11 protein-coding genes are annotated in these 13,530 nt (G+C 42.5%); 4 read left to right on the top strand and 7 right to left on the bottom strand.

Annotation, left to right across the window (positions count from 1 at the left end; genetic code table 11):
• The first annotated feature begins 122 nt into the window (after positions 1-122).
• Together LVQ96_06390 and LVQ96_06385 are read left to right on the top strand one after the other, a co-directional pair.
• Complete coding sequence (locus LVQ96_06390; protein MCW6170783.1) at positions 123-1,448, top strand: MFS transporter; 1,326 nt, start codon at positions 123-125, stop codon at positions 1,446-1,448.
• 114 nt (positions 1,449-1,562) lie between these two features.
• Positions 1,563-1,985: an NUDIX domain-containing protein gene (locus tag LVQ96_06385; GenBank protein MCW6170782.1), complete on the top strand. Its 423-nt coding sequence runs from the start codon at positions 1,563-1,565 to the stop codon at positions 1,983-1,985.
• Between the two features lie 54 nt (positions 1,986-2,039).
• On the opposite strand, the gene LVQ96_06380 is transcribed toward LVQ96_06385, so the two are convergent.
• Positions 2,040-3,305 (bottom strand): MFS transporter, encoded by a 1,266-nt coding sequence (locus LVQ96_06380; protein MCW6170781.1) that lies wholly within the window; start codon positions 3,303-3,305, stop codon positions 2,040-2,042.
• Positions 3,306-3,446: 141 nt separating this feature from the next.
• On the opposite strand from LVQ96_06380, the gene LVQ96_06375 reads away from it, so the two are divergent.
• Entirely contained in the window at positions 3,447-4,427 is a 981-nt protein-coding gene (locus LVQ96_06375) for an NAD-dependent epimerase/dehydratase family protein (protein MCW6170780.1), read from the top strand.
• On the opposite strand, the gene LVQ96_06370 is transcribed toward LVQ96_06375, so the two are convergent.
• On the bottom strand, positions 4,422-6,269 hold the full coding sequence (locus tag LVQ96_06370; GenBank protein ID MCW6170779.1) for a S9 family peptidase: 1,848 nt from the start codon (positions 6,267-6,269) through the stop codon (positions 4,422-4,424). The two genes, LVQ96_06375 and LVQ96_06370, sit on opposite strands and share 6 nt — an antisense overlap.
• Positions 6,270-6,320: 51 nt before the next feature.
• On the opposite strand from LVQ96_06370, the gene LVQ96_06365 reads away from it, so the two are divergent.
• Complete coding sequence (locus LVQ96_06365; protein ID MCW6170778.1) at positions 6,321-6,956, top strand: hypothetical protein; 636 nt, start codon at positions 6,321-6,323, stop codon at positions 6,954-6,956.
• 20 nt (positions 6,957-6,976) lie between these two features.
• Here the strand turns inward: LVQ96_06365 and LVQ96_06360 are convergent, their stop codons facing one another.
• The 5 genes from LVQ96_06360 to LVQ96_06340 all read right to left on the bottom strand — a co-directional run bounded on the left by LVQ96_06360 (position 6,977) and on the right by LVQ96_06340 (position 13,529).
• On the bottom strand, positions 6,977-7,945 hold the full coding sequence (locus tag LVQ96_06360; protein MCW6170777.1) for a 4-hydroxythreonine-4-phosphate dehydrogenase PdxA: 969 nt from the start codon (positions 7,943-7,945) through the stop codon (positions 6,977-6,979).
• 22 nt (positions 7,946-7,967) lie between these two features.
• Entirely contained in the window at positions 7,968-8,678 is a 711-nt protein-coding gene (locus LVQ96_06355; GenBank protein ID MCW6170776.1) for an MBL fold metallo-hydrolase, read from the bottom strand.
• A gap of 374 nt (positions 8,679-9,052) precedes the next feature.
• Positions 9,053-11,047 carry an MFS transporter gene (locus LVQ96_06350; GenBank protein MCW6170775.1) on the bottom strand — a complete coding sequence of 665 codons (1,995 nt, stop codon included), beginning with the start codon at positions 11,045-11,047 and terminating at the stop codon, positions 9,053-9,055.
• A gap of 137 nt (positions 11,048-11,184) precedes the next feature.
• On the bottom strand, positions 11,185-13,206 hold the full coding sequence (locus LVQ96_06345) for a V-type ATP synthase subunit I (GenBank protein MCW6170774.1): 2,022 nt from the start codon (positions 13,204-13,206) through the stop codon (positions 11,185-11,187).
• Entirely contained in the window at positions 13,206-13,529 is a 324-nt protein-coding gene (locus tag LVQ96_06340; GenBank protein ID MCW6170773.1) for a hypothetical protein, read from the bottom strand. Before LVQ96_06340 ends, LVQ96_06345 begins: the two co-directional genes overlap by 1 nt.
• Position 13,530 lies beyond the last annotated feature (1 nt).

Genomic DNA, 13,530 nt, shown 5'->3' with positions numbered 1-13,530 from the left:
AAAAAAGATGTTAGTTTTATTCTTTAAACTATAGTAGGCTAATATATCAGTCAATATATTCATATAGAAATCTCGCGTCCCTTTCAGCATGCAAAGTGAAGATGACGAAATTAAGGATATAATTGCCAGAGTCAACAGAATCCCAGTTTGGTCGCTCCCTGCTTCTTTCCTTGCAATATTGGGATTGGGGTATTTTTTTCACATTCTATGACATATCAGATATAGGACTAGCAATGCCTGCCATTTCTGCCCAGTTCCACATAGGCACGTCCATGAGTCTTTTCATAGCGCTCTCTGTGGGCCTGATCGGGTACGGAATCGGTTCCTACATAATAGGAAGCACAGCTGATCTTTTTGGAAGGTATCGCTCCATGATTCTGACCATGGGCCTGACAGCGCTGGGTTCATTCGGGGATGCTATTTCTGTCAACGTGCCAGAACTGACTATCTTTAGATTCATAACTGGGCTTGGCCTTGGAGCAGATCTTAACTTAGTTTCAACTTACATAAGCGAGTTTGCACCCCCAGCAATAAGGGGAAAAATAACTGTTTGGGCATTCCTTGTTGGGATTCTCGGTCAATCTATAACGCCATTTGTGGGACTTTCACTCGTTCCTGTGTTCTATACTGGATGGAGATGGCTTTTCGGTATAGGTGCCATAATCGCCTTTGTGGCTCTTATTCTGAGGTTCGAACTTCCGGAATCACCAAGGTGGCTGGCAACAAAGAAGAAAGATATCCCAAAGGCAAGAAAAGTTCTTGAATTGATGGAAAGGACTGCATTGAAAAAGGTCAAAAAGTTGCCTGAACCTGTCTTGAGCGATGTTGTAATCGAAAAACAAAAGTACCCAACCCTATATCTGTTTAAGAAACCATATTCAAGCCGACTTGCACTATTAGTCTTTGTTTGGTTCTTCTGGTACATCGGTAATTATGCGTTTCTAGGCGATGCTGCTACCATGCTATCCAGTGCGGGATTCACTATCGCTTCATCTATCCTGTTTCTCGCGGTCGGAGCTGTCGGATATCCCGTTGGTGCAGCCATTATGATTGCCGTAGCTGATAAGTTTGAGAGGAAATACATAATATTCGTTGATACTGTTGTATGGTTTGTGGGATTGATAATCTTCTCACTAAAAACTACTGATGCTGTGTTCGTTGGATCGTTCATGGCATCACTGGCTTTAGGCATGTACCTGCAGGTTGCTTACACGTACACTGCTGAGAATTATCCAACGAGAGCAAGGAGTTCTGGATTTGCTTTAACTGACGGGATTGGGCACCTTGGCGGAGCTTTCGGTGCATTATTTCTCCCATTTCTTGTGGCAACATATTCGTTTTCTATTGGTTTTGAATTCATAGCGGTCACTGGACTTATTGCAGGTATACTCGTAATAGTTGGTGGGGCAAAAGCTACACGGATGACGCTGGAGGAGGTATCAGCCTGAGTCAGAAAATGTAGGAATAAAATTATTGCGATATATATAATGCCACAACAATATTTTCAAGAATCGAATATAACCTAGCAATTGTTTATTACAAGTTAAGTCATTAATTATCATATGAGGAACGAAGTAAGCAGTGGAATACTTGTCTTTCGCGAGGTTAATGATAAAAGGGAGTATCTTTTCCTTAAAAAAGGCGAAGATTATTTGGACTTTCCCAAAGGGCATATTGAAAAAGGCGAAAGCGAAATAACCGCTGCAAAAAGAGAAACCAGGGAAGAATCTGGTCTAGAAATAGAACCTATGCCTGGCTTCAGAGAAATGATAAACTACCATTTCAAGTCAAACGGCGTCACAGTAAATAAAAAAGTCATAGTATTCGTTGGAGAAGCGAATAACGGGTCTAAGCCCAGAATTTCCAGCGAACATATCGGATTCAAGTGGCTTGATTACAAAACCGCAATGAAGGAACTCCGATATCTAACGCAGAAAGATTTGCTTGAAAAGGTCGAGAACTTCCTGAATCAGAAAAAGCTGTGAGAATAAAGCAATTGATGCCGTATTTGTCAATATGGCCCTTTAATGGTTGTTAATTCATCGTACTTTAATTGTTCCACCTGACGGACTCCCAGCCGGTTTTTGCCGTAGAATCAATTGAAATAGCGAGAGTGGTCCCTTCCCTCTATCCTGTGGTTCTTTGAGTCTGTAGAAGAGGAAAGAGGAAAGGAATCTACCCGAAAATATAATCAAATAAGCAATCGTTAGCGATATACCCAGAGGCATGAAAGATATGAACGCCTGGAGCAGATAACCCCCCGTTAGAGCACCAAACAGGTAAACTAAGCCGTTGAATCCGTTTAGGATGGATATGAATTCGCCCCTCCTGTCAACGGGAATTATATCAAGCAAGTAGGAATTCATGACTACGTTTTGAAGGGCACTAAGTCCTCCACTGTAGAGTTCAAGTATTATGAACTCCTGGAAGTTGTGAAAGAATGCATAGAATATTGGAATCAGACTGAGCATTACTCGGTTGAGGAATATAAGTGGAGGTCGATTGATTTTGTCCGTTATCCTTCCAACCATGAATTGGAAAAACACAGTTGTCGCAGATGCAGCAACAGTAAGGTAAGCAATCTCAGAAAGGTTAAAGTGCATCAGATCCACGATCGTTAATGGGAAAAGGGGCCAGGCCATGGACCAGAAATAGCCCTGGATGTTCATGGCCAGGAAATATCTGTAGAACAGTTTCTCCCCCTTCAAGGTTTTCATGGTTTCTAGTAGGCTTTTTTTCGAGACCGAAGAGTGCTTTTTCTCCCTTATAAGTGCAACAACTATGATAGAGATCAGGTATGATACTGCAGCGACAAAGAAAGGTATCCTGATTTCACTTGTAACCTTGCCAGTGAAGAAAATGGACATTAAGAGTAGGGAAATGATTGTTCCAACTGATGCGAGATTGTTCACTATAGATAGAAATTTTCCTCTGGAGGATGATTCAGCCTGCTCGGCAATCAACGAGAACCAATTTACTGTGATCATGGAACCGAAAAAGGATATTCCGCCATATGCGATAATCAGCTCAACTGGTGTTTTTACAACTCCCATTAGAAACCACAGAAGGGCAAGTATCGCTCCGCCGACCACCAGAAAGAATTTTCTCACACCGAATCTATCGCTCATTCTCCCCCAGAACAGCTGAGCTCCGTTTCCAACAGAGTTTGCAGCGGACTGAAGCCAGCCCATTTCTGCAGGGGAAGCTCCAAGGAATGCACCATAAACCCCGACAAACGCTGAAGCTGCAGTTGCTCCAACTGCAACAATGAACGATCTCAGCGCTATGATTGTTTTGTTGTTCATCAAAAGGCCTTTAGAATTTAAATTCAATGTGTAACTTGATTTTTTACAAAAATATTTCGTAGCAGCCGAATCTAGCCGGAAAAGAAAAGTACCCGAAGTGCTAGGAGAAACTTATTTACATTAGGGTGATAATCTTCCATTATGGTTTCTAACTTTTCCGTGGAAAACAAGAAGATACTGATAACTGGTGGGGCTGGCTTTATTGGGTCCAATATGGTAAGAAGACTGCTTCCGAACAATGAGGTCACCGTTCTGGATGATCTTTCGGGAGTTGATAGAAGGTACATTGAAGAGTTTGAAGGCAACAGAAACTTCAAGTTCATCAAGGACGACATAAACTCCATATTTGATATTCAGGACGCCATAAATTTTGATCTCGTTATACACCTGGCAGCAAATTCTGATGTCCGAAATGGTTCAATAGATCCGTCAATAGATTTCAAAAGCAACACTCAAGGCACTTTCAACGTATTGGAATTCATGAGGAGAAAGGAAATTCCTGAGATCATGTTTTCATCAAGCTCAACAGTTTATGGTGAAACAGACGTGCTGCCTACACCGGAAGATTACGGCCCATATATGCCGATATCAAGTTATGGCGCCTCCAAGATGTCTGGTGAGGGCTTCATATTTGCATACTCGCATTATTATGGAATAAGAGGAAGCATTTTCCGTTTTGCGAACATAGTCGGGAGAAATTCAACTCACGGCGTTATCCATGATTTTATCAACAAGCTGATGGCCAACAAGAAGGAGCTGGAAATCCTTGGAGATGGCACGCAAAGAAAATCGTATATGCACGTAGATGACTGCGTGGGTTCAATGATCTATGTACACAGCAAGATCAAGAAGACAGACGTTGTAAATCTGGGAAACAGTGGCGTAACCTCAGTTAGGACAATAGCTGACACAGTAACTTCCCAGATGGGGCTTCACAATGTAAAATATGTGTTCACCGGCGGCGTGGACGGAAGAGGATGGAAGGGGGACGTCAAAGTTGCACAGCTCGACATTAAAAAACTTGAAGGTATGGGATGGAAGAACAAATTCACAAGTGATGAGGCTGTTACCAAGGCAACTGCAGAAATACTGGAGCAGAGAGGAATTTCCAAAAAATCATGATGAATGTTTCACAAACCACTCAACAGCTTTCTTAAGATAGGTTTCCTGATGCAGCTTCTCCTTGAAGCCATGGCCTTCTCTCGGGAATATTATTAACTCAGCATCTTTTCCCTGATCCTTTAGAGCCCTATAGAACTGTATGTACTGTCCTACCGGGACATATTTATCCATCTCTCCGTGCATCAGAAGTATCGGTGCCCTGACTTTGTCAACATAATTTATTGGAGAGAATTTCTCATAAAGTTTGTGGGAGTAAGGATCGTCATCCATGTGAAGTCGATCCCACGTCGAAAGATTTGAAGTCCCGTGGAAACTCAACCAGTCGCTTATGCCGAAGAGTGAAACACTTGCCTTGAAAATGTCCGTCTGCGTGATGGCCCATGCGCTCATGAATCCTCCATATGATCCGCCAGTTATGAAAATGTTATTAGATTTCAGCCGACCTGTTGTTCTGAGGAATTGAATCCCCGACAGTATGTCCTGAAAGTCTTTCCCACCAAGATCCCCGATGTTCGATTCGGCATACTTCCTCCCTTTCCCGATACTCCCTCTGTAGTTCGGGGAAAAGACGGAGAAGCCATTATCAAGATACAAGTTATTTCTGCTAAGGAATACCAATCCGGAAAATGATGTTGGCCCGCCATGAACATCAACTACGAGTGGTTTATCTGGCCCCAGGCTCCTCAGGAGTCCGTATATCTCTAATCCATCATCTGCTTTCCATTTGAGAATTTCGTATGGATATTTTTTTAGATTTTCTTTCATGCCCATATTATCGGAGCTTATTGTATCGGTAGATCCGCTCAGTGAGAGAAGAATTACTTCCTGAGGTAGCAAATCATCGGAGAAAACAAATGCCAAATGATCTTCGGAAAGAGAGAACTCTGGAGATCCCAAGGGATACACCGTGCCAGGTGCCTTCCATATGTCGGTCCACCTTCCATCAAACACAGATACTCCGAAATTCAACTCCATTGTCCAGAGCGCGTAAATTCTGCCATCTTTACCCCAAGAGAGATCTGAGTAGCTTTTTTCCATTCCTTTCGTTACATTGGAGCTACTATTAGATGATAGATTGGTTACAATTATGTCACCAGAATTAACACCGCGATCGCTCCATAATGATTCGAGGAAAGCTATGTTCTTCCCGTCTGGGGAAATTCGTGGCCTTGCTATCTGCCGCCTTCCTGGATCGTAAAGAAGAGTTCGCTCGCCGTCAGAAATATTAAGGGTATAGAGCTTTGCTTCGTACCATGAGCTTTCGGTGGGATTGTCCGAACCGACAGCCACTATAGTATTTCTTAAAACATTGAATTCCCAAATCTGCAAATCGGAGGTAATCTTTCCTATACCGTCGGAAGGATTGTATAAATACAGTGACCAGAATGGATCCTCTTTATCGAAAAAAATTGGATCGTCTCCCAGTGCTCTTCTTTCCAGCTTATCTTTTGCCATAGGATCTGACATCAAAAGTATCAATGATTCATCGTCTTTCCATTCAATTGAATGGATGCTAGTTTCAACCGCAAGTTTTTCTTCCCTGTGAGTTTCCAGGTGGTGAATCACCAGGTAATCCGATTTTCCTTTCTTCTGCACGATAGCTATTTTTGTTCCTGAAGGGTTGAGTTTTGCGTCGGAATAACTGGCACCCGGATCACTGAATTTCTTTACAATTCCATGGGTGCTGATCTGCCGTATGATAACTGAGCTCTCTGTCTGCATTTTCTTTGTTTTAAATGTTGCCGACGACACATAACTCACAATATCCCTGCTAAGCCTAAGATCCACAGTATCTAGGTTTCTGTAGGAAAAATAATTGTCAAAAAATTCTTCATTATCCATTGCGGGTCATTGAACAAGTATTATAAAATATTTCACAATTCTATAACTAAGATGGAGAGAACAAACGAACTCGTATTCACCAAGGACAGAGTGAAAACTGACCTAATGTTATACAAGGAAAAAGCCGAACTCCTGATTCCGAAGGTAAACGAGGAAAACAGGTTTCATGCACTGTGCAATGGAAACACCACGAGATTTTTCATAACAAGCACATCTCTTGAAGATCTAAACAGGATGAGGTTCTTCTTCTACAGGCTCTATGATGCAATAACAGAAGACGCAGATGTTGATTTTAACAATTTCTCAAATCGTTTTGTGCTTGCAAACTTAAGAAACTTCAGAAAAGACCGTGAAGAATACTACCCAAGATTTGCAAGAAATCTCCTTGAATTCTCAGAGATGGACGAAGAAACACCGCTTCTCTACACGGTCATAATCAGATCGGCGAGGACATTGTTATTAAAGAGAGTTCGTTTCAATTTCCTGGTCATGGTTTCATCTTCGTCAAGATACGGGCTATCAAGAATACATGGCTACATCCTTCAAGAGATGATTGCCATGAAAAAAGAAGCTGGGTGGAAAATGAGAACACCGAGAACACCATCCTTAGTCGATAATCTACTAAAGAATCCATTCAATCTTGTAAATTTCATAAGGATCCCTTCGGAGCATGACACCATAGTTTAGATTCCTTAATGAAACTACGACTATAATATACCGATGTGTTTCAGTTCCATAAAATTCTGCCTGTATAATGTACAATATTTTGTGGCTTTGTATATTGCGCTGATCATGCTGCTTTCATTTGCGATACCATGGCCGGCTATATCGAACGCCGTTCCATGGTCCACCGAGGTTCTCAGGAATGGTAGGCCTGTATTCAAGCTGACCGTCTCATGAAAATCAAGCATCTTAGCAGCGATATGGCCCTGGTCATGGTACATCGACAACACTATGTCAAATTTTCCCTCTGCGGCCTGGTAAAACACGCTGTCCGCGGGAAATGGTCCTGAGACTTCATACTTCTCTTTTAAAGCATCCACCGCAGGTCTTATTATCGTAAGTTCCTCGCTTCCAAGCAATCCATTTTCTCCGGCATGCGGATTGATGGCAGCAACCCCAATCCTTTTGCCTTCTATACCAAGCAATCTGAGCGCGATGTAGGAACTTTCTATGCCATTGATTACTGTTTCGACGGTTATGGTCCTCAACGCTTGCAGGAGTGGAGCATGTTTCGTGAGAAACAAAATTCTCAAATTTTTCGTCTCAAATACCGTTGAAACATGCCTTTCGCCAGATAGCCTAGAAAATAATTGTGTGTGGTCGATGTCCTTTGAGCCTGCCAATCGAAGAGATTCCTTGCTTATAGGCGCAGTTACTACTGCGTCAATCTCGCCCTTCAGTGCCATATTCGTAGCGAGTTCAATGGCATGTATCGACACCAACCCGCCTGATTCTGATGGACCTTTCAGCAGTGCGTCGCTGCTTCCAGCATCGATAAGTTCAACATTGTCATTTAGATCAACGCGGATACTACTCCATGTTTTCCCAAGATTCGAAATGTCGCCGATAAGGAAAAATTGAATGCCATCCCTATCTAATTTTTTCAAAGCTTTCAGGGTTATTTCTGTACCTATCCCGGCAGGATCACCAAGAGTAATGGCAACTTTCTTCATGGATCAGTAATGTGGTTTCAGGTCAAAAATCTAGTGTACTACCTTCAAATGGAATCCTGATCATTTCGCGCTCTCTCATTGAAGTAAGCTGTTCTAGAGATTCTTGTGTAAGGTGGATAGGAATAAGGGTCCTACTTCTCGATTCGGCACGAACACGTATTGCGTCCGAAACCGTAGAATGCTTCCACCGTGCAGCCACATCGGCCATGTGATCCGGATAAGTGCATTCATGCAGGAGGTAATCTGATCGTTCTGCTAGTTCCGCGACAGAAGTGGAATATGTTGTATCTCCGGTGTAAACTAATGACTTGCCTCCTGATTCGACTCTGTAAGAATTATCAGGGATTATGTGATTTGCTCTCGCTAATAGAATCCCATCATAGTCCTTGTTTTCCACAAATTTCACGGACACATCAAACGAGTCAGGGGTGTTCACCAGTCTAAGTATTTCATTAGTGCTCTTCTCTATACCTTCTGGACCTATCACAACCATCTGATCTCTGATCTTATTTATGGCCCTTAACCAGAGAAGTTCGGCGAGCCCGGCATAATGATCAAGATGCATGTGCGAAATCAAGACGGTCTCTATGTTTGCCAGCGGAACCTTATTATCAAAGAGCGACTCAACAGTATGCGGCCCACAATCAAACAATATCTTCTCATCGAGCAGGATTGAAGAATTCCTCTTTCCTGCAGAAAGATGAGAGGACCACGTTCCAAGAAATCTGATCATTAGATCACCTTGAAAGCTCCTCAAGGGACTTTCCCGTTGTCTCTACGCCTAAGAGCAATGTTGCTGTTCTGCTTTTAAGAGCAAAGGCAGAGAAGAAAAAAAGACCACACCTAGGGACTCCAAACAAATAAGAAAATTCTGAAGCAATTATGAGAAAACTATGTTTGACACCGATAAACAAAGTACCAAGACTATATAAAAAAAGACTTATTGAAGAAAACAGTGTCATTTTAGCAGAGCGTCTCCAAGATTTTTCTAAGAACAGAAATCAAGAACGGAGGATTATTCGTTTCCTTTTCTTCCATACTTAAAGATTAAGTCCTAGTCAAGGATAAAACTTTAGAATATAGAATATATAGGAAACCGCGTTATTTTCACAACTTTCGATTCCTATAAGTGTATCTCAATGTTATGTCGCTGATTATATCCATAGCATCCACAAACCTATCGGTAACTTCCTCGAGATCTTCATAAATCTCCTTGTATTTTATTATCTCCTTAATGTCTTTTCTGTGCATTACTGTCTTAAGGGCCCTTCGCAATATGTCGTCAGCAATGTTTTCGCTTCTGGAGCATTCCTTGTAAAGCCCCATGATTTGTTCGCGTATTTCCAATACCGCTTCTGTGTTGGCATCCTGCAGATCATTGAGTTTATTCACTGCCTCACGTACAAATCTCACCTCATCAAGTATGGTGTTTGAGAGATCCCTTATGTAAGAATCGCTTTTGTTTATCTCGTAAAGGAATATCCTTGAGCTTGCCATCTCCTCAGTGTCTATTATGTCATCGAGCCTCTTCGCAAGGTGCGATATGTCCATGTACGCTATGGTATTTGACCGTATATTCACAATGTAATCAAGAATATCATGAACATATCTATCAGCATTATGCTCATAATTTTTTATCTTCTTGAACAGCGCTTCCGGATCCTCTATGCTTTGCTCTTTCAAGATTTCGTTCATTGACCGCGATGCTTTTTCTATGTAGTCAAGGAGATTTTCGAACTCGTCCGCCAGTGTGGTTGTAACCAGTCCAAGCTCGATCTCGCCTGATGTGAGTGCGAGAGATCTCCTCTTTGTTTCAGGCAACAGAGCCAGAGTTATTGCAAAACCTGCAATTGAGAATACACCGAGCATTCCGATAAGGTTAAACTTGCCTATGTCCACAAGGAGTATGGGGAAAAGAAGCGCCGATATTGCAGCACCGAGCTTTCCGCTCATAGATGCAATTCCATGCCCTCTGGCACGGAAAGCTGTCGGATAAAGCTCTACAGGATAGACATAAGTCGTTGTATTTGCGCCATAATTCGTGAAGAAAAACGTCATTGCATAAACGGCAAAGAACATTAATGTTGAGACTGCAAGTATCCTGGCTCCCAATAAAGCAAGTGTGAGGAAGGCCGCACCCGTAATCAAAAACCCTATGTACTGCATTGATTTCCGCCCCTGCCTGTCTATGAGTGCGACCGCAACCCAGTACCCTGGAACAGAAGCGACAATCAGCAGAAGTGCAGTAGCGTCCGTCGGAGCGAGAAGGCCTTTCAGGCCGAGGAGACGAGTCATGTAAGGAGTGAAAATTGTAGTGCCATAATAGGATGAATCCATGAGGAACCAGGTGGCAGAAGTTGCAAAAGCAATCTTCCAATGTTTTCTCAAAAAACTCCAGATATCTTTTTCAGATCCACCGGATTTTCCATTTTCTTTTCTCTCACTTTTTATTGAGTCCGTTGTTTCTTTGTATGAATCATTTGCGTTATCCCTGTTTCTCATGCTTTGCCTGTACCATGGCGTTTCCTTCAGTGTGACCCGATAATACAGGACTATCGCTACAGGGACTGCGCCAACACCAAGAAGAAGCCGCCACACAATATCCGGTGCCACATGGAAGCTCAAAAGCCCTACTGCCATGACTATACCAGCTATTATCCCAAAGCCTTGCATTGCAAATGTCGATGAAATCAGCTTTCCTCGATCCCTGATATTTGCATACTCTGCAACGATTGTCGAACTCAGCGGATAATCTCCACCGATCCCAACACCAAGGAGAAATCTCCAGAACAGGAGCATGTAAAGATTGATAGATAGAGCGGAACCAATAGCTCCGATGATTAGAAGAGTTACAGTGATCCAGAATGCATTTTTTCTTCCAAATTTATCTCCGATGTATCCGAATATTATCGGCCCTATGACTGCGCCAAAGAGAGCTATACTTGCAAGTATCCCTAGTTCTGCATTACTGACATTGAATATAGGTTCGAGAATAAGCAGGACAATGCCTATGACAAAAAGATCATATGCATCCGTGAAAAAACTCATTCCAGAGATGAGCATTATATGGATCTGATCTCTCGAAAGCCTTGATGTCTCCATATGAGAGAGACTCATCTCAGAATTATCTTGTTCAGGCAACTACATCACTCACAGATTTATGTCCAACGATGCGGGACTTATGTGTTGAGGTCATAAATCTAAAAAGAATATAAATCTCGTGCATAACGATACCAGTTTCACCTTTTACCAGACTGCAGAGAAAATTTTGGAACTGTGTATTTCCTGCGAGAGGAGAATGGATGAAAATAGTGCCCGTTGCCTTCGTAGAATTTTGAGAAGAATTCCACATAAATCAACCTTGCGCCCTGTATACCTGGCTCCAGAATAGCGATCAACAGAATGAATGTCTGGCCTATTAAAAGTATGAGAATCCCTACAATCGCGTAAAGGGGAGATTTCACAAGTCCTTTGAGAAATATAAAATCAACTATATAAGACAGAATCACGGATGCAAGCAGGATGCCCAGAATTCTTGTGTACGAAAGTATATGGCTTATCATAGAAGGCAATTCTACCGCTCCTTCTCCACCGAGTGTGAGAAGCACCATAGCGATACCGATTATAATCAATGCAAGAGTAACTGTGTAGATTATAGAAGCAGTTGATGCGAAGCCCAGCGAGAAGGTCGAGGTGTGGATCAAATTGAGGCCGAACATGGATATTCCCCAGGCAAATGCAAGCCATCCAACTTTGCCAAAAACGCCCTTCTTTTTCTTTTTGGCAGCTTCGTTGAATACACCCAGGATTAGGCCGAAAGAGACAACTGCTAGACCGATATAGCCGCTAATTAACAAAAGCTTGGGTAGGGTAACGGTGCTTGGCACTAGCACAACAGGAGTCGGAGGGAATGCACCGATGTGGGCCGTAAATGGCTGGAGTGTGGAAAACACTGTCACAGGAAGGAGAGGGAAGCCGAAGAAACTGTTGAAGAGAAGACCAGCAGCAATCGCAGCTATGGAAGCGGGAATAAGTGCCCGGGAAAGTACAAGCAAAGCGTTTGCGCCAAACATCTTTAATACAAACTGCCTGAGGAATTTTGGAACCACGGACTTGCCGGATGGTTTAAGGATCCTCTTCTTCATCCATAGCGCAATGGCGAGTATCGCGACCCCATAACCCCAGTCCCCGACCATTATGCCGAAGAATACAGGGAATATTATTGCGAAAATAAGTGTTGGATCGATCTCGTATTCTTTTGGAAGCGAATAGAAGCGAATGAAAAATTCAAACAGCTTGAACCTCCTTGGATTGTCAAACAGCGTTGGCGGATCCTCGTCCGAGTTTACCTTGCTCAGAATCACTTTTTCCTCTGATGCATCATTCAAAAGCGCTGCGACGCCTTCATAATACTTTTCAGGTATCCAACCCTCAAGTGCGAATGCGTCCTTTGTTGATGCAAGTTTCTCTGAAACTTCAAGCTTGCTGTTCTCTATTTCCAGCTGCTCTGTAATCTGTGCGATGCGTTCATAATACTTATCCGAAAGTCTGGCCAGCTGTTCATTTATTTTATCAAGCTTATCCTGGGTCTCCTTATTCTTGGAAAGCAGCACTTCGCGGTACTGTGTCGGAGTTCCAGACATCGAGGGGATGTGGGTTATGTTAAACCCGTTATCGTTTGCGATCTTTGCAAGATCGGAATCTAACTTTTCCGGGATAGTTATCACGCACTTTTCTCCCGAAAGAACAATCACGGTGGCTTCACTAAGGTGTTCTTTCAAGATTCCTTTTATGATGCTTGAAGGTTTTCCGGATGATAGGTATGAGATCAGGTAAGAACCAGAGAAAATTGAGAGGTCGTAATTTATATTGATGAAGCTATCAACAATTTCCATTCTCCGGTTATTTTCCTTCTGTTCGGCCATGATATCTGATTCGGATGATTTCAATGTCTTTATCTCGTCATCGAGGTTTATCGATTCAGCTTCTTTCAAAAGATCTTCGAGGGATGGAAAATTTCTCTTCTCCTTCACTTTTATGGCTGGGAGAACGCTCTCATATCCGCGGAATTTCTGAAGATACTGGTTGACCTTTTTGTAAATGTCTGATGACCTCGGCTGAGAAAGAAGCTTTGAAACCTCAGGATCGACGTTCTCAAGCTGTATTATGCCAACGTCGTGCAACGCAGATATGATATCTGCCTTTCTGGAGTTGGATCCTATGATCCTGATTCTAACCATTTTCTCTGGTTTTAGAACCATTATAAAGACCCCAAGAATTCAGAAACAGAATCGTTTACATACTTTTCTATGTCCTCATCCGAGATTTTTATCTTCATGTTATTTGCTTTTGCCCTGCTTTCCTCAACAATGATATCTGCCTTTTTCTGAGTCTCTTCCCTAACCTGTTCAATATCGCTCTGGAATTTATTCTTGAGGCGTTCTTCAGCAGCTGCCAGTTCTTCCGAAAGCGAAGACTTGAGCTCCTCCAGTTTTTTTTCGTACTCGCGTTGGACTTCCTCGGTTTCCTTGGTTATGGAATCCTCCCTTCCCTTTATCGCCTTCAAGGACTCAAGATCTTCCACT

The sequence above is a fragment of the Thermoplasmatales archaeon genome (genome assembly GCA_026127925.1).
Classification (GTDB): domain Archaea; phylum Thermoplasmatota; class Thermoplasmata; order Thermoplasmatales; family Thermoplasmataceae; genus JAKAYB01.
Note: the sequence above shows the minus strand (reverse complement) of the source record. Positions and strands in the feature narration are given on the sequence as shown.